Origin of the sequence: Polaromonas sp. (assembly GCF_036676035.1) — a bacterium.
Classification (GTDB): domain Bacteria; phylum Pseudomonadota; class Gammaproteobacteria; order Burkholderiales; family Burkholderiaceae_C; genus Polaromonas.
Map to the genome: position 1 here is coordinate 1 of NZ_JAKFDR010000076.1, position 17,731 is coordinate 17,731.

At 62.1% G+C, this 17,731-nt stretch carries 14 protein-coding genes; 4 read left to right on the forward strand and 10 right to left on the reverse strand.

Translation table 11 applies throughout. The features are described from left to right. Window positions 1–213: 213 nt before the first annotated feature. Complete coding sequence (crcB, locus tag V6M61_RS12600; protein ID WP_332776922.1) at window positions 214–600, reverse strand: fluoride efflux transporter CrcB; 387 nt, start codon at window positions 598–600, stop codon at window positions 214–216. A 192-nt stretch (window positions 601–792) separates the two neighbouring features. Between crcB and V6M61_RS12605 the strand changes: the two genes are divergently transcribed. Then, window positions 793–1,533, forward strand: coding sequence for an aspartate/glutamate racemase family protein (locus V6M61_RS12605; RefSeq protein WP_332776923.1), 741 nt, complete (start codon window positions 793–795; stop codon window positions 1,531–1,533). Window positions 1,534–1,587: 54 nt separating this feature from the next. Here the strand turns inward: V6M61_RS12605 and V6M61_RS12610 are convergent, their stop codons facing one another. The 8 genes from V6M61_RS12610 to V6M61_RS12645 form a co-directional block, all read right to left on the reverse strand. After that, window positions 1,588–2,883, reverse strand: a complete 1,296-nt coding sequence (locus V6M61_RS12610; protein ID WP_332776924.1) for a TRAP transporter large permease — start codon at window positions 2,881–2,883, stop codon at window positions 1,588–1,590. 17 nt (window positions 2,884–2,900) lie between these two features. Next, the gene (locus V6M61_RS12615; RefSeq protein ID WP_332776925.1) at window positions 2,901–3,416 is read right to left on the reverse strand and encodes a TRAP transporter small permease; all 516 of its coding nucleotides are present in this window, start codon (window positions 3,414–3,416) and stop codon (window positions 2,901–2,903) included. Between the two features lie 2 nt (window positions 3,417–3,418). After that, window positions 3,419–4,402 carry a TRAP transporter substrate-binding protein gene (locus V6M61_RS12620; RefSeq protein WP_332776926.1) on the reverse strand — a complete coding sequence of 328 codons (984 nt, stop codon included), beginning with the start codon at window positions 4,400–4,402 and terminating at the stop codon, window positions 3,419–3,421. Between the two features lie 121 nt (window positions 4,403–4,523). Next, entirely contained in the window at window positions 4,524–6,329 is a 1,806-nt protein-coding gene (locus V6M61_RS12625; protein WP_332776927.1) for a peptidase M14, read from the reverse strand. 13 nt (window positions 6,330–6,342) lie between these two features. Then, on the reverse strand, window positions 6,343–7,209 hold the full coding sequence (locus tag V6M61_RS12630; RefSeq protein ID WP_332776928.1) for an ABC transporter permease: 867 nt from the start codon (window positions 7,207–7,209) through the stop codon (window positions 6,343–6,345). Window positions 7,210–7,214: 5 nt separating this feature from the next. Further along, the gene (locus V6M61_RS12635) at window positions 7,215–8,138 is read right to left on the reverse strand and encodes an ABC transporter permease (protein WP_332776929.1); all 924 of its coding nucleotides are present in this window, start codon (window positions 8,136–8,138) and stop codon (window positions 7,215–7,217) included. Window positions 8,139–8,182: 44 nt separating this feature from the next. Further along, complete coding sequence (locus V6M61_RS12640; protein WP_332776930.1) at window positions 8,183–9,697, reverse strand: ABC transporter substrate-binding protein; 1,515 nt, start codon at window positions 9,695–9,697, stop codon at window positions 8,183–8,185. A gap of 115 nt (window positions 9,698–9,812) precedes the next feature. Continuing rightward, window positions 9,813–11,675 (reverse strand): ABC transporter ATP-binding protein, encoded by a 1,863-nt coding sequence (locus V6M61_RS12645; protein ID WP_332776931.1) that lies wholly within the window; start codon window positions 11,673–11,675, stop codon window positions 9,813–9,815. Between the two features lie 260 nt (window positions 11,676–11,935). On the opposite strand from V6M61_RS12645, the gene V6M61_RS12650 reads away from it, so the two are divergent. The 3 genes from V6M61_RS12650 (at window position 11,936) to V6M61_RS12660 (ending at window position 16,822) form a co-directional block, all read left to right on the forward strand. Continuing rightward, a complete protein-coding gene (locus V6M61_RS12650; RefSeq protein WP_332776932.1) occupies window positions 11,936–12,493 on the forward strand; it encodes a winged helix DNA-binding protein in 558 nt (185 codons plus the stop codon). A gap of 17 nt (window positions 12,494–12,510) precedes the next feature. Beyond that, window positions 12,511–16,182 carry a hydantoinase B/oxoprolinase family protein gene (locus V6M61_RS12655; protein WP_332776933.1) on the forward strand — a complete coding sequence of 1,224 codons (3,672 nt, stop codon included), beginning with the start codon at window positions 12,511–12,513 and terminating at the stop codon, window positions 16,180–16,182. 106 nt (window positions 16,183–16,288) lie between these two features. Next, the gene (locus tag V6M61_RS12660; RefSeq protein ID WP_332776934.1) at window positions 16,289–16,822 is read left to right on the forward strand and encodes a DinB family protein; all 534 of its coding nucleotides are present in this window, start codon (window positions 16,289–16,291) and stop codon (window positions 16,820–16,822) included. Between the two features lie 133 nt (window positions 16,823–16,955). Here V6M61_RS12660 and V6M61_RS12665 read toward each other — a convergent pair whose 3' ends face one another. Then, window positions 16,956–17,477 (reverse strand): ComEA family DNA-binding protein, encoded by a 522-nt coding sequence (locus V6M61_RS12665; RefSeq protein WP_332776935.1) that lies wholly within the window; start codon window positions 17,475–17,477, stop codon window positions 16,956–16,958. Between the last annotated feature and the right edge of the window lie 254 nt (window positions 17,478–17,731).

A 17,731-nucleotide genomic window follows, 5' to 3' on the forward strand; every position in this document is an offset into this window, starting at 1 on the left:
CGGCGTTGCTCCTCCTTGCGGGCATTAGCCCGCAGCGTCGTGCGCCGCGAAGGGCCGCCCCCGAGCAAGCACAACCCCCTCGGGGGGCAGCGCAGTACGCGAAGCGACAAGCGTGGGGGCTACTCTCGCCTTGCCAGCCCACCCCATGACGGCCCACTCGGGCACGTCCAACTGCCGTTTCTAGGTTAAAAGAAATCAGCCTCAAGCCCGCAATTATCCTGCGCGAGCAGCTATCAAAAACATAGCGGACTTGATGCCTGCGAAGGTCAGCAGCAGCGAGCCGAACAGATGTAGCGCAGCCGTGCCCAGCGCTAAGCCGTAGCGTGCCTGCTGCAGCAGGCCGACCACTTCGGCCGAGAAGCTTGAAAACGTGGTCAGGGCGCCCAGAAATCCGGTGATGAGCAGCAGCCGCCACACCGGGTCCAGCTGCGGCAGGGCCTGAAACACCGCGACGCACACACCGATCAGGTAGCCGCCAATCAGGTTGGCGGCCAGCGTGCCCCAGGGCATCAGCCCGCCGGGATTGAGCCACAGCCCCAACTGCCAGCGGGCGAGTGCACCTATGCAGGCACCGATACAGATTGCAATGACAGGCAGCATGGCGGTTGAACCTAGAAACGGCAGTTGGATGCGCCCGAGAACGGTGCAATCGGGCGCATCGCGCTGTCACCCAGACGGTGAACGCGCTCGAAGAGGGAAAAGTCAATGTGCATGGCGGCTTTCCTGATGTTTGCGAGCGGTCAACTGCTGTTTCAATAGGTTGAATGGGTTGTTTGGCGGGAAAATACAGGCATGACTTTAACCGCAGCGATGATTGCACGCGAGGCCTCGATCAAGCCTTTGAGCGGCGATGCTGGATTTCTTGGCGTTGTGATGCTGGACACCCGGTTTCCAAGGCCACCCGGCGATGTGGGCCATCCGGACACCTTCGATGTACCGACCCGCCGGTTCGTTGTGCACGGTGCCTGGCCGGCAAAAGTCGTTCAGTCGGGCGAGGGCTTGCGGGCCGCGCAGGTGGCGCCTGCTTTCCTTGACGCGGTGCAAGCTTTGCAGCGCGATGGCGCCAAAGCCATCACGACGAGCTGCGGTTTTTTGGTGCTGCTGCAAGAAGAGCTGCAGGCGGCGGTCCAAGTACCCGTGATCACTTCCAGTCTGCTGCAGTTGCCCGGCTTGCTGGCCGATCAGCCTCAAGTTGGCGTGCTCACCATCAGCGCCAGTCAGCTGGGCGCCGAGCACCTGTTGGCGGCCGGTGTGCCGCATGAGCGGCTGGGCGATGTGATTGTGCAGGGCGTTGACCCTGCGGGTGAATTTGCCACGGCCATCCTGGGCAATCGCGAGACCCTTGATATTCAAAAGGCAGCTACCGATGTGGTCGCCGCAGCGATGGCGCTGAAAAAGCGAGAACCAACGCTTGCGTCCGTGGTGCTGGAGTGCACCAATATGCCGCCCTACCGACAGGCGATTGAGGCGGCGACGGGCCTTAAAACCTGGGCGCTGACCGATGACTCGCGGCTCACCCAGCCCTGGCGATGAAAAGCCACTTGCCGGTGCTCAGGCGTCAGCCGTCTTGGCCATCAGCATTTGCGGTCACATCTTGCCGGGCAGCCAGGTCGCTATCTGCGGGAAGAACCACAGCAGCAGCACCATGCCGCACATCAGCAAGAAAAATGGCAGCGTGACCCGCGCAATGTAAGTAATCTCCTTTTTGGTCATGCCCTGCAGCACAAACAGGTTGAAGCCCACGGGCGGGGTAATCTGCGCCATCTCCACCACGACGACGATGAAAATGCCGAACCAGATAAGGTCCAGGCCCGCCGTCTGCACGGTGGGCAGGATGACGCCCATGGTGAGCACCACCATCGAAATGCCGTCAAGAAAGCAGCCCAGAATCATGTAAAACACGCTCAGGGCGAGAATCAGCATGAAAGGGTTCAGGCCCAGACTGGATACAAACTCGGCCAGGTGGCGCGGCAGGCCGATGTAGCCCATGCTCAGCGTCAGGAACGCGGCGCCCGCCAGAATCAGTGCAATCATGCAGTACAGGCGCGTTGCGCCCAGCAGCGACTCTTTGAAAGTAGTCCAGCTCAGCGAGCGTTGCACCAGCGACAACACCAAGGACCCGACCACGCCAATGGCCGCAGCCTCCGTGGCCGTGGCGATGCCTGCGTAGATGGAGCCGAGCACGGCACTGATCAGCAGCACCACGGGAATCAGGTGGCGCGATTCATGGATCTTCTGACCAAACGTCATGGGCGCGTCCGGCGGCGGGATTTTTCCCTTGTTCATCAGCGCCCAGACAATCAGGTAGCCTGAGAACAGTGACGCCAGCAACAGCCCTGGGAAAACACCTGCGATGAAGAGCTTGGCAATCGACACATCGGCGCTGACGCCATAGACGATCATGATGATGGAGGGCGGAATGAGCAAGCCCAGCGTGCCGGCCCCCGCCAGCGAGCCGATCGTGATGTCTTCGGGGTAGCCGCGTTTGGCGAGTTCCGGCAAGGTCATTTTTCCAATGGTGGCGCAGGTCGCTGCCGACGAGCCCGACACCGCCGCAAAAATGGTGCACCCTATCACGTTGGTGTGCAGCAGCCCCCCCGGCAGACGGCTGACCCATGGTGCCAGGCCCTTGAACATGCTTTCACTGAGTTTGGTGCGAAACAGGATTTCGCCCATCCACACGAAAAGCGGCAGAGCCGTCAGCGTCCAGCTCGATGAAGAGCCCCAGATGGTCACGGCCATGGCATCGCCAGCGGCGCGTGAAGAAAAAAGCTGCATGCCGATCCAGGCGACGCCAGACAGGGTGAGGCCTATCCATACGCCCGAGCCCAAGATGAGGAACAGCGAAAGAATCAGCAGCGAGGTGATGGCAAGTTCAGACATGGGGTTTGTTCTTCTGATTATTCGTAGTGCAAGGTCTCGGCTTCGTCGCTGCCCGTCTGAACGCGGCGCCCGATGATCTCCAGTACCAGCTCATCGATGAAGGCAATCATCAGGATCACGGCCCCGACGCCCATGGTGAGCTGTGGAATCCACAACGGCGTTGCGTCATTGCCGGTGGAGACATCATTGAACTGCCAGGAGTTGATGGACAGTTTCACGCTGTACCAGGCGAACAGCATGGCGAGTGCAGTCGCCGCTGCCAGCGCCCATATCTCAATCGCCCGCCGGGCCCGACCCCTCACCGCGTTGAGAATCAGCGTGACACGGATGTGTTCGCCTTTTTTAAGGGTATGCGCCAGCGCCAGGAAGCCGCTGGCCGCCATGCAGTAACCCGCATACATGTCGGTGCCGCGCAGTGACCAGGCAAACTGCCGGTCCAGCACGCCGGCCAGCACGGAGAGCAGCGTGCCAATCATGAAGAGGGCCCCCATCCATGCCGCGCCGTCATAAAGCGCATCAAGTAGCCGGCGCATGTTTATTTCTTGGTCGCGGTTGATTTCTCGTAGGCTGACAGCAGCGCTTCACCATCGGCGCCGGCGCGTTTGGTCCAGTCTGTTTTCATGATGCTGCCGACCTGGCGGAAGTCGGCGACCAGCTTGGGCGAAGGCGCCATGATCTTCATGCCCTTTTCAGCCAGCGCCTTTTTATAAAACTCGTTTTTCTCTTCGCTGATTTTCCAGCCGCGCAGCTCTGCATCCGACGCCGCTTTCAGGACGGCAGCCTGGGTGGCCGCATCCAGCGCGTCAAAAGATTTCTTATTGACGATGACCGCGTTTTTGGGTAGCCAGGCCTGCACGTCATACCAGTACTTGATGCTCTCGTAGGTTTTGGTGTCGTAGCCGGTCGAGCCCGAGCTCATGTAGCTGTTGACGACGCCCGTGGCCAGTGCCTGGCTGAGCTCGGCGGCCTGCACGGTCACAGGCTGTGCGCCTACCAGCTCTGCAATTTTGCTGGTCGCGGGGCTGTAGGCACGCCATTTGAGGCCTTTCATGTCGGCGACTGAGGTGAGTTCCTTGTTGGCGTAAACACCTTGTGGAGGCCATGCCACGGTGTAGAGCAGTTTCATGCCTTGAGCGCCCAGCAGTTTGTCGAGCGCCGGCTTTTGCGCATCGGCCAGCTTGCGGGCGGCCGGATAGCTTGACGCCAGAAATGGCAAGCCGTCGGCGCCGTAAATCGGGTTTTCGTTTTCAAAGTTGGCGAGCAAAATCTCGCCCAGCTGCGCCTGGCCGCCCTGCACTGCACGCTTGATTTCATTCGCTTTGAAAAGCGATGCGTTGGCGTGCACCGTGATCTTGAGCTTGCCAGCGGTGGCTTTGTCAATATCGTTGGCGAACTGCGTCAGGTTCTCGGTGTGAAAGTTGGACGCAGGGTAGGCCGCCGGCAAATCCCATTTGGTTTGGGCAAATGCCGCGGTGCCGACGCTGAGCACGGCGGCGATCAGTGCAAGTTTGAATTTCATGACAGCTCCAGGATTAAAGAATGGTGTAAGAGATGGTAAGTACGGATAGGATAGACGCAAATACTGCGCCAGCTTCCCCGGGCATACCCCAAAAAGTGCTCCTCGATTTGGAAGCTTCCTATCATTGGCGAGCCGGCCCTTGCAAGCTCTGCCAGGCATTCACGGCGGCCAGCACCGTTTCCATCTGTACCGAGTGGGCGAACCGGAACGCTTCGCCATCAATCGTTTCGTCCGGAAACTCCGTGATCAGCGTGACCGGCGCACCAGGGCGGGTCGTTTCCGACTGCGTGCAGGCCGTGCCATGGATGACTTCGAAGGGCAACTCGCCCGCATGCTGTTCGTAGAGCGCCATCTGGCGGGCGTTGTAGGCAGGCAGGCCAGGGACCTTTAACAGTGCCGCGCTGACCTGCTCCAGCAAGGCGCGCCCCTGTGCCTGCCAGCCGGGGTGATGGCGCAGGATCAGGAAAAACCCTTTCGGAATGGTCCAGAGTTCAAAGCCGCGTGGCACATAGCCGGACAGCGGCCGGGTCCATTCATGGGCCGGGTAGCCGTGCAGATTGATGTGCAACTGGGCACCCGACAAGGCCAGCGCCTGTTCACGCGCTTCGCGCTCGTAGAGCGGCGCCTGCTCACGGTATTCAATGTCATCGCCCAGGGCGCTGTAGCGTGCGGCATGATGCATATGGTGCGGATGCTGGGCGCACAGCTCGCGGTGCAAGGCATAGCCATCGGGGTTTTCCAGCGCGATCAGTGCGAAGTGCGCCTTGTCCCCTGTGTCTTCGCGCGCCTTAAGGGCCTGTGCCGCACGCAGGGCGCCGACCACGCCGGAGGTTTCGTTGGCATGCTGGCCGCCGCTGATCAAGACGGCTGCAGCGGGCCCGGCATGGTACAGGCCGGCGACCTGGCGCCCTTGGCGAGTCAGAGCCGTGAAACGCTGGCCACCCAGGCGATCCATTTCGGCGGCAATGCGGGCCGGGTGCGCTGCGGTGTCCAGCAAGTCAAGGGCTTGTTGCGCGCTGGGGCTGGGGTTGGCATGGACGTGAGCGCGAAGGTCTTGTGCCTGCACGTCGAAGCGGCTTAAGGCTATGCGCAGGCGCGGTGCGGTGGTGCTGGCGCGCACGTCCGGCACGATCTGCCCGGGCTGCAGGCGGCGGTCGTTCTCCAGCCGCCCGGATCGGCGCTGGAAGATTTCAAGCAGGGAGAAATAAATGTCTTCATGCAGCGCTTCATGGCTGCTGATGCACTCGTGATCCACCGGCAGGGCTTGCTCGATGCCGGGCAGGTCAGCGCGAATGTCCAGCCGCTCGAAATAGGGTTCTTGCGCGGGCCAGGGGTGCTGCTTGACGGTTTGCAGTATCTGCGCGAAGAGCTGTTCGTAATCCGTCTGCTGGGCGCTGTCCATGCCTGCCGCAAGGCCGTGCTCGGGCTGTATCTGGGCACGCAGCCAGCCCGTGGGCGACAGCAGGGTGGCGCCGATGTGGTCAACATGGACGCGGTTGGGGGCAAAGACGCTGGCTTGTAGTTGCCGGCCACTCTTCAGCGTGAGCGCCAGCTGGTAATGCAGATCGTCCGTACCGGGCACAAACTCAAGCTTGCAGTCGGGCAGCAGCCCGGCCAGCGGGTAGGCCTCCAGCAAGAAACGGCGTGGCGATGCGTTCGGATGCAGCGGGTAATGCACCGTGACGGCGGCCAGCGTGCTGCAATCCATCTCTTCAAGAAAGTAGTGCACCAGCGGCTTGTAGGCGCTGCGCAACTGCGCCTGTACGCCTGCAGCCGCCAGGCGGCGCTCTGCGGCGCGGCGCGCGGCAAGGCCTTCAAACAGCCAGCCCTGGACCTGTGCACCCTGCCATTCGCTCTGCTCGAATTGGGCAACCCAGCCATCGAGTGTGCGCGGCAGGCTTATGTCCAGAAGCGGGGTGCTCTTCATTGCAGTCTTTCCGTTAAAGTTTTCCAGTAGGGTCGATCCGGTCGCGCAGCCAGTCACCCAGCAGGTTCAGGCCCAGCACCATGAGCATGATGGCCACGCCGGGGAAGACGCTGACCCACCAGGCGGTCTGCATGTAGGTGCGGCCATCGGCCAGCATGCCGCCCCAGCTGGGAATCAATGGGTCTACACCCAGGCCCAGAAAGGTCAGGCTGCTCTCGAGCAGGATGTTGTTGGCCACGTTCAGCGTGATCAGGATGATGACCGGCCCGATCACGTTGGGCAGGATGTGGTGGCGGATCATGGCCAGATCGCGCACGCCAAACGCACGCGCCGCCTGAACGAACTCGCGCTCGCGCACCGACAGCACCATGCCGCGCACCAGCCGCGCGTATTGCACCCACTGCGAGACGATCATGAACAGGATGATGTTACCCAGGCCGCCGCCCAGGATGGAAATGAAGGTGAGCGCCACCAGGATGAAGGGCAGCGCCAGCTGCACGTCCACGCAGCGCATCAAGAGCATGTCCCAAAAGCCCCGGTAATAACCGGCGACGAGGCCAATCACGATGCCCAGCACCGAGGCACCGAGCACCGAGAGGAAGCCGACCACCAGGGAGATCCGTCCGCCGACCAGCACGCGCGCCAGCACGTCGCGCCCCAGGGGGTCGGTGCCCAGGGGGTGCGCCCAATGGGTGAAAGGTTGGGTCAGGCGCGCGCCCAGGTCCATGGCGGAACCGCGGTCCGGAAACAGCCAGACCGACAGCAGCACCAGCAGCAGCATGGCGCCGGTCAGCAGGGCGCCGAGCATGAATTCGAGCGAGCGCCATTGCAGCGAGCGGGAGACGGGAGCGGCGATGGGGGTGGGAGGAACAGTTTGCATGGACGTTATTTGCTGCGAATGCGGGGGTCGACCAGCCCGTAAGCAATGTCGACCAGCAGGTTGACCGCCACAATGATCACGGACAGCACGGTGACCGTGCCCTGCAAGACCGGGTAGTCCCGGCCGGCGATGGCATCGAAAGCCAGGGTTCCCAGCCCCGGCCAGTTGAAGACTTTTTCGACCACCACGAGGCCGCCGATCAGGTTGCCAAATTGCAGGCCGATGTAGGTGATCAGGGGGATGGCGCAATTGCGCAATGCGTGCTTGTAGAGCACGACACGGTCCTTGAGTCCTTTGCTGCGCGCCACCATGATGTATTGGGCCGACAGCGTTTCCAGCATGGCGGTGCGTACCAGGCGCACATTGGTGGCCGACAGGATGATGGCCATGGTCAGCGCCGGCATGACCAGGCTGATCGCCCCATCCCAGCCCGAGGGCGGAAGGAGGGGGAAGGTGATGGACAGCAGCAGCACCAGCATGATGGCCAGCCAGAAGTTGGGAAACGACAGCCCGACCAGCGAGATGATGCGGATGAACTGATCCACCCCCTTGCCTTTTTTGACGGCGGCCTGAATGCCCAGTGGCACGGACACCAGAACCGACAGCAGCAGCGAGACAAAAGCCAGCGCCAGCGTGGCCGGCAGGGCGTCTCCGATCAGGCGCGCGACCGGCGTTCCGCCCATGAAGCTCAGACCGAAGTCACCGACCACCGCACCGCGCAGAAAGTCGGCGTATTGCACCAGGAAGGGCCGGTCCAGGCCCAGGCCCTTGCGGATGTTTTCGAGGTCTTGCTCCGTCACGCTGCCCGCGCCCTGGCTGAGCATGAGCGCCGGGTCGCCCGACAGGCGCACGGCGTAGGAAACAAACAGGGTCACCACCAGCACGACGAAGATCGCCTGCAGCAGTCGCTTGATAAGAAATCCGCTCATGGTGTCGGCAGCTCGGTTCGGCTCAGGTCAGGTTGGATGAGGCGTCAATCGACAGAGGCTTCGACAAAGCGGAAACGACCGTCGACCGGCAACGCCAGGTTCTTTGCACGCTTGTTCAGGCCATAGATGGTGTTCAGGCTGTACAGGGGCATTTCCAGCGCCTGGTCGGCGACGTAACGGCCGATCTCCTGCAATGTTTTCTTGCGCGCCGCCTGGTCCCAGGTGTTGCGCTGGGTGTGCAGCAGGGCATTGAGCTTGGCATCGTCGTCGAACGGGTTCCAGCGCTGCTTGGTGTAGTACATGGAGTAGGCCGTGTTGTCATAGTCAAAGGTCCAGCCGCCCCACTGGTTCTGCCACATCTCACCGGTCTTGCCGTTCGGGATGATGTCGTTGAGCAGCACATTGGTTTCATACGGCTTGAGCGAGGCGGTGATGCCCACCGCCTGCAGGTAACCCGCCACCGCCTGCGCGACTTCGCGGAAGTTGCTGTCAGAGCCGCGGAAGTCGAGCTGGATCTGCGTGCCTGGTTTGACACCGGCTTTTTGCAGCATGGCTTTGGCCTGCGCCGGGTTGAAAGGCAGGGGCTTGAGGGCCGGGTCATTGCCAAACGACAGCGTGCCCTGAAAGCTGGCGATGGGCTTGGCATTGCCCAGCAATATGGTCTTGATGATCGCGTCGCGATCCACCGCCATGGTGAGCGCCTTGCGCACTTCGCGGTCCTTCATGATGCCGCGCTGCGTGTTGTAGCGCATGGCCAGCGCGACCGGACCGTCCATGCTGACGACGTCAAGCTTGCTGTCCTTCTTGAGGGTGTCGATCATCGCCAGCGGGATCTGGTTGGCCACGTCGAGACGGCCGGCCTGCAGTTCGGCCGCCTGGGTGGCGGGCTCGGTGATGAAGCGATAGACCAGTTGGTCCAGTTTGGGGGCGCCGCCCCAGTAGGCTGCGTTGCGCTCAAACGAGAGGCTGATTTTGGGTTTGTATTCCGTGAACTTGAAGGGGCCGGTGCCGACCGGATTCATGCCGAAGAACTGGCTGCCTTTTTCCTTGATGTACTTGGGCGGCACAATCATCGCGCCATAGCCGGCCAGCTTGGTCAGCAGCACCGGGTCAGGGCTCTTGAGCACGAAGTCCACCGTGCTCGGGTTGACGACAACGACTTTCTCGATCGCGTTGTAGTTGGACTGCTGCGGCCCCTTCTTGCCCTCTTCACCGAGCAGGCGGTCAAAGGTAAATTTCACGGCTTCGGCATCGAAGGGCTCGCCGTTATGGAACTTCACATTGGGGCGCAGGGTAAAGCGCAGCTTGGTGTTTTTCTCCAGAAACTCCCATTTGGTGGCCAGGCCGGGCGCCAGCTTCATGTCCGGCGTGCGCATGATCAGGCCATCGAAGACCTGGCCGCCGACAGCGCCCCAAGACACCAGGAAAGTAGCAATCGGGTCCCAGTTGCCCGGGTCCTGGTGCAGTGCCACGGTGAGCGTCCCCGCGGCATGGGTGCTGGGGGCCGCCAGGCTGGCGAGCACCAGGCTGGTGGTGGCTAAGAGGTTTTTCAGCTTCATCGGTTTTCTCCTGAGTACAAATGTGCGAAGTGCGAGGTGCGAGGTGCGAGGTGCGAGGTGCGAGGTGCGAGGTGCGAGGTTGCAGGATTACAAGGGTGAATGAACCGGCCGGTGCTCAGGCCGCTGCTGCGGATTGCGCCACACGATGGCCCGGGTTGATTTCAATGAGCTTGAGGATGTCGGGCTCATGGCCGACCTTGCGCAGCGGGCTGGGGATCTCGCCCTGGATCAGGCGCGGGTCGATCAGCCTGCCCGGCTCGGCCACAGGCACGGCCGCCAGCAGCTTGCGTGTGTAGGCATGTTGAGGATTTTCAAAAACGTCCTGGCGACGGCCGATCTCGACGATCTGCCCGAGGTACATGACGGCCACCCGGTGGCTGATTTTCTCGACCACCGCCATGTCATGCGTGATGAACAGGTAAGACAGTCCGCGCTCGGCCTGCAAAGCCATCAGCAAGTCAATGATCTGCGCCTGGATGGAGACGTCCAGTGCGGAAACGGATTCGTCGGCGATCACCAGCTTGGGATTGCAGGCCAGCGCGCGGGCTATGCAGACCCGCTGGCGCTGGCCGCCGGAGAACTCGTGCGGATAGCGGCCGGCGTGTTCGGGCTTCAAGCCGACGCATTCGAGCAGCTCGGCCAGGCGCCGCTGCACCGCTGTGGGGTCGGTGAGCAAACGGTGGGTGAGTATGGGCTCGGCAATGCTGAAACCCACCGTTTTGCGCGGATCGAGCGAGGCATACGGATCCTGGAAAATGTACTGGATGTCTTGCCGCAGCCGCTGCTTGCCGGCTGCATTCAGCGTGCTGATGTCCTGACCGGCGAAGCGGACCGTGCCACTGGAGGCGTCGACCAGCTGCTGCAGCGTTTTACCGATGGTCGATTTGCCGCTGCCGGACTCTCCGACCAGGGCCAGCGTCTCGCCCGGATAAATATCGAAGCTGACTTCTTCGACGGCATGCACGCGGTGCGTGACACGTCCCAGCAGGCTGTGGGCCACATCGAAACGGGTGGTGAGCCTGTCGACCGTGAGCAAAGGCGCACGGGAGTCCACCGTGTCCTGTACCTGCTCGGCGCCCACTTCGCGTGACTGGTCGCCTTCCAGCACGATGAGAGGCGTGCGTTTTGGCAGCGGCTGGCCGCGCAGGCTGCCCAGCCGGGGGACCGCCGACAACAGGGCGCGGGTGTAGGGGTGCTGCGGGGCATTGAAAATTTGCTCGACCGGACCTTGCTCGACCATGCGTCCGCGCCACATCACCACCACGTCATCGGCCATCTGCGCCACCACACCCATGTCGTGGGTGATGAACACCACGGCGGTGTTCAGGCCCTGCTGCAACTCGCGGATGATGTTCAGGATCTGCGCCTGAATGGTCACATCCAGCGCCGTGGTGGGCTCGTCGGCAATCAGCAGCGCCGGCTGGCAGGACAGCGCCATGGCAATCATGGCGCGCTGGCGCATGCCGCCGGACAGCGAGTGCGGATAGGCATCAAGCAGCCGCTCGGCATCCGGCAGGCGTACTTTTTCGAGCAGCGCACGGGCCTGCCCGCGCGCCTGGGACGGGCTCAAGCCCTGGTGCAGGATCAACGTTTCCGCGATCTGGTTGCCGATGGTGAACACCGGGTTCAGCGAGGTCATGGGCTCCTGAAAGATCATGGCAATTTCATTGCCGCGAATGGCGCGCAAGGTGTCATCGCTGGCTTGTGTCAGGTCCTGCATGCCGCTGACCGGCGACTGAAACAGGATTTGGCCATCGACAATTTGTCCGCCCGAGTAGTCGGTCAATCGCATGATGGCCTGCGAGGTCACCGATTTGCCCGAACCCGACTCGCCGACGATGGCCAGGGTGCGTCCGGCCGTGACATCGAAGCTCAAGTTGTCAACCGCACGAAAGCGCCCGCCCGGCACCTCGAATTCGACGCTGAGGGAGCGAACGGAAAGCAGCGGTGATGCGCGGGACGGGGCAGGCTGACTCATGGGCAGGATGTTCGGCGAGGTTGCGGTGCGGCTTGCAAAAGCGGTGCAGCGGGTAGCAGGAAAGCCCGGGTCAGCGGGCGGCGTTCATAAAAACTCCATGGCATTCGGGAAGGCCAAGTACGGCGGTAAATGTAAGGCGCATGGGCGGAATCACGGTTGGTGTTTTCCCTAAACGTCAACAAATTGTTGATAAATTGTAGATTACATACCTACAATCCGAACTGAATTATTTGGGAAGATGCCAATTTCGGAGGTTGTCGATGGCCAAGAAGCGTCCTGTCAGTGTGTCTGCGGCACCGCCTCAAGCGGAGCAGCCACCCATCGTGTCGTCCGCGCATCTGGTGTCGCCCAGAAGCTCGGAGATGAGTGAGTTCGAATTCGGCCTGATCGTGGCGGGCAATGCCTTTCACCGGTGGATTGCCCACTGCATGAGTGCCGCCGGCCTGAAAGACCTCACACCGCTGGATGTGCTGGTGCTCCACCATGTGACGCACCGCGCCCGCGACAAGCGCTTGGCCGACATTTGCTTCATCATGAATGTGGAAGACACCCACCTGATCAACTACTCGCTCAAAAAACTGCAAAACCTGGGTGTGGTGGCGTCCAGCAAGAGCGGCAAGGAAGTGACCTATGCCGCGACCGACCTGGGGCGTCAATATGTCGAGCGGTACCGGGAGATCCGCGAGTCATGCCTGATCAATGCGCTGAACGCCGACGACGCCTTGAACCGCGATATTGGCGACTTGGCCCGGCTGCTGCGGCTGCTCTCGGGTATCTATGACCAGGCGGCACGGTCTGCAGCCAGCCTGACGGCTTAATTTTGGAATAGAAATTCATGGAAAAAAATGGCACGAAACGCTGGCAGTTCTGGATAGACCGCGGCGGCACCTTCACCGACATCGTGGCCAAGAAACCCGATGGTTCACTGATCACGCACAAGCTGCTGTCCGAAAACCCCGAGCAGTACCGCGATGCCGCGGTGGCCGGCATCCGGCACCTGCTGGGCCTTCAACCTGGCGAACTGATCACGCCCGAGCTGGTGGAATGCGTCAAGATGGGCACCACCGTGGCCACCAATGCGCTGCTGGAGCGCAAGGGCGAGCCGACGCTGCTGGTGACCACGCGCGGCTTTCGCGATGCCTTGCGCATCGCCTACCAGAACCGTCCGCGCATCTTTGACCGCAACATCGTGCTGCCCGAGCTGCTTTACAGCGCGGTGGTCGAGGCGCAGGAGCGCGTCAGCGCGCAGGGCGAGGTGCTCCAGGCGCTCGATGAGGCGCTACTGAAAAAGGATCTTATTGCGCAATACCAGCAAGGGCTGCGCAGTGTTTCCATCGTGTTCATGCATGGCTACCGCTACACCGCGCACGAGAAAATCGCCAAACGCATCGCGCAGGAAGTCGGCTTCACGCAAATCAGCACCTCGTTTGAGACCAGCCCGATGATGAAGTTCGTCAGCCGCGGCGATACGACCGTGGTCGATGCCTACCTCTCGCCCATCCTGCGCCGCTATGTCGAGCAGGTGGGCGCGGAGATGCCGGGCGTCAAGCTGTTTTTCATGCAGTCGTCCGGTGGGCTGGCCGACGCGCATGCCTTCCAGGGCAAGGATGCCATCCTGAGCGGCCCGGCCGGCGGCATTGTCGGCATGGCGCGCACGGCGGCCATTGCCGGGATCGAGAAGGTCATCGGCTTTGACATGGGCGGCACCTCGACCGATGTGTCGCACTACGCGGGCGAGTTCGAACGCGAGTTTGAAACCCAGGTGGCCGGCGTGCGCATGCGCGCGCCCATGATGAGCATTCACACCGTGGCTGCCGGCGGCGGCTCCATTCTGGCGTTTGACGGCGCACGTTTTCGCGTGGGTCCGCAAAGCGCGGGCGCCAATCCCGGCCCCGCCAGCTACCGCCGCGGCGGGCCACTGGCCGTGACCGACGCCAACCTGATGGTCGGCAAGATCCAGCCGCATTACTTTCCCCAGGTGTTCGGCCACCAGGCCGATGAGCCGCTGGACGCGGAGGTGGTGCAGGCGAAGTTCGATGAGCTGGCCCGCCAGACCGGACGTCCGGCCGAGGTGGTGGCCGAAGGTTTTATCAACATCGCGGTGCAGCAGATGGCCAACGCGATCAAGAAGATCTCGGTGGCGCGTGGTTACGACGTGACGCGCTACACCCTGCAGTGCTTTGGCGGCGCCGGCGGCCAGCATGCCTGCCTGGTGGCCGATGCCCTGGGCATGACGCGGGTGTTTGTGCACCCGCTGGCCGGTGTCCTCTCAGCCTACGGCATGGGCCTGGCCGACCAGAACGTGATTCGCGAGCAGGCGGTCGAGCTCAAATTGTCCGACGCAGCCCTGCCCGAGATCACCGCCAGGCTGGATGCGCTGGCCACTGCGGCCGAGGCTGATCTGCAGCGCCAGCAGGTCGGCCTGGGGCCCATCAGCACGCACCGCCGCGTGCACGTGCGTTACGAAGGCAGCGACTCGGCGCTGGTGGTGCCGTTTGGCGACCTGGACCGGATTGAAGCCGGCTTTGAAGCGGCCTACCGCCAGCGCTTTTCTTTCCTGATGCAGGGCAAGGCCTTGGTGGTGGAGGCCGTGTCGGTCGAAGCCGTGGTGGCCGGCGATGCGCCGGCTGAAACCCGCCACGCCACGCATGAGGCGCGCGAGGTGCCGCGCCGCGAAACCGTGCGTATGTACTCGGGCGGGCAGTGGCACGAGGCGGCGCTGGTGGTGCGCGAAGACCTGCAGCCGGGCGACCTCATCTCCGGCCCGGCCATCATTGCCGAGAAAAACGCCACGACGGTGGTGGAGCCGGGCTGGGAGGCGAGCCTGACGGCGCTCGACCACCTGGTGCTGGACCGGCGCGCGGCGCGTGCCGTCCGGTTTGCGGCCGGCACCACGGTGGACCCGGTGCTGCTGGAAGTGTTCAACAACCTGTTCATGAACATCGCCGAGCAGATGGGCCTGCAGCTGCAGAACACGGCCTACTCGGTCAACATCAAGGAGCGGCTGGACTTCAGCTGTGCGCTGTTTGATGCCGAGGGCAACCTGATTGCCAACGCCCCCCACATGCCGGTGCACCTGGGCTCCATGGGCGAGAGCATCAAGACTGTGATCCGCGAAAACGCGGCCACCATGCAGCCGGGCAATGTGTATGTGCTCAACGACCCCTACCACGGCGGCACGCATCTGCCGGACATCACCGTCATCACGCCGGTCTATTTAGCTCCCTCCTCCTGGAAGGGGGAGGGTCGGGGTGGGGGTGAGCACATGCCGCCGAAGGCCCCAGAACCCACGTTCTACGTGGGTTCTAGAGGCCACCATGCCGACGTTGGCGGCATCACGCCGGGCTCGATGCCGCCGTTTTCAACCCTGATCGAAGAAGAGGGTGTGCAGATCAACAACTTCCTGCTGGTCGAGCGCGGCGTGCTGCGCGAGGCGGAAATGATGGCCCTGCTCAAGAGCGGGACCTACCCCAGCCGCAACCCGCAGCAGAACATGGCTGATTTGAAGGCGCAGATCGCCGCCAACGAAAAAGGCGTGCAGGAGCTGCGCAAGATGGCCCACCAGTTTGGCCTGGAGGTGGTGCAGGCCTACATGCGCCATGTGCAGGACAACGCCGAAGAGTCGGTGCGCCGGGTCATCACGCGGCTCAAGGATGGCCAGTTCACGCTGCCGCTGGACAATGGCGCGCAGATCAAGGTGGGTATCCGGGTAGATGCGCAGAGCCGCAGTGCCGAGATCGACTTCACCGGCACGTCGCCCCAGCAGACGAACAACTTCAATGCGCCCACGGCGGTCTGCATGGCGGCCGTGCTCTATGTGTTTCGCACGCTGGTCGACGACGACATTCCGCTCAATGCGGGCTGCCTCAAACCGCTCAAGGTGATCATTCCGGCCGGCTCCATGCTGAACCCGAACCCACCGGCCTCGGTGGTGGCGGGCAATGTGGAGACCTCGACCTGCATCACCAACGCGCTGTACGGCGCGCTGGGGGTGATGGCGGCCGGCCAGTGCACCATGAACAACTTCACCTTCGGCAATGCGCGGCACCAGTATTACGAAACGATTTCGGGCGGCAGCGGCGCCGGTGCCGTGATCGACGCCGAGGGCCGCGTCGTCGAAGGCTTCAACGGCACCAGCGTCGTGCAGGCCCACATGACCAACTCGCGCCTGACCGATCCCGAGGTGCTGGAGTTCCGCTTCCCGGTGCGGCTGGAGAGCTACGAGATCCGCGAGGGTTCGGGCGGCGCCGGGCGCTGGCAGGGCGGCCATGGCGGCGTGCGGCGCGTGAAGTTCCTCGAACCCATGACGGCCAGTATTTTGTCGAACGGGCGCAAGCACGGTGCTTTTGGCATGGCCGGCGGCGAGGCCGGCCAGGTCGGCCTGAACCGCGTGGTGCGCGCCGACGGCCGGGTGGAGGTGCTGGACCATATCGGCCAGGCCGAGATGCAGGCCGGCGATGTGTTTGAAATCCATACGCCGGGCGGTGGAGGATTTGGCAAAGCCTGAAGTCTGACGGCGCGCTGAGCCGGCTTGAAGTCATTCTTTTATGCAAAAATGGCTTCAAGCCCAAGCAATACTTGCGCAAGTAGCTATCAATTCAGGAGTATCCGGCATGAGCACAGCGTTTCTCGATAGCTACCGTTTCCTGGCCCGGTACAACCGCTGGATGAACCAGCGTCTGTACCAGGCCTGCGAAACACTGACCGATGAGGAGCGCAAGCGGGAACGCGGTGCGTTTTTTGGTTCCATTCACCACACGCTGACACACCTGGTGCTTGCCGACAAGATGTGGCTGCATCGCTTCGCCTGTCAGGACACGGCATTTGCAGCGCTTCCCCCCGCTTTGTTGACCCTGCCCGACGGGTCAGACTACACCAGCGATTTGCACCCGGATTGGCCGGACCTCAAAAGCACCCGCGAGGCTCTTGATGCTGCCATGGAGCTTTGGTTGGCAGACATGTCGCCTGAATTCCTGCTGAGCACCATGCGTTATGCCAATACAAAAGGTGTGCCGCGAGCGCACCCGGCCTGGCAGGCGATGACGCATTTCTTCAACCACCAGACCCACCATCGCGGGCAGCTCACCACCTTGCTCACACAGGCGGGCGTGACGGTGGGCGTGACCGATCTGATTGCGCTGGTTTGAAATTATTTTGCTATATTTTTAATAGCTAACAGCGCAAATTAATCAAGGGCTGCAGGCCAAAATGGCTTGTAAGCAGACATGAAAAAACCCGCCGGAGGGCGGGTTTTTTCGAGAAGTGCGTGGCTTGCCCGTATTACTTCTTGGGAGCGCTGGCCGCAGGTTTGGCAGCGTCTGCCTTGGCAGCAGGCTTGTCACTCTTCTTGGCAGCGTCGGCTTTGGCGGCTTTCTCAGCATCGGCCTTGGCTTTGGCTTCCGCAGCCATTTTCTTTTTCTCTTCGGCCTTGGCTTTTTTCTCGGCTTCTTTTTTGGTCTTGGCTTCGTCGGCCTTCATTTTGGCTTCAGCCTTGGAGTCTTTTTTCTCTTCCTTGGCAGCGGGGGCGGCGGCAACGCCCTTGAAGCTGGCGCCACCAACGGTCATGCCTTGGGCGGAGTACTTGGCCGCATTGGCTTCGCCCACGCCCTTGACGCGCTCGATGAAGTCGTTCCAGTCCTTGAAATTGCCTTTCTTGCGCTCGTCGATGATCTTGCCCGAGATGCCGGGGCCTATGCCTTTGATGCCGTCGAGTTCGGCAGCCGTGGCTTTATTGACGTCCACGGCAGCAAAAGACACGGCCATGTACATAGCGGCGAAAAACGCCAGAACCTTCTTGAACATGAAAAACTCCTCACAGTTTTGGAATGAATCAACCCGGCGTCCAGAACAGGCGCAAACCGGGGTGCCCGCAACTATAACGACTGGCAGCAAACCCGGGTTGACCCGGCCAGTGCATTCTGACTAGGCTAAACCCTAGTGTGGTGTTGCACGCTATCCGGCACATAAAACCGCGTCTTTTCGTCCATGACGGCGTTGCAAATCCGCGCAATAGCGGGGCTATTGCTGTGGTTTGCGCCTTGTCCTGAACAAAAATC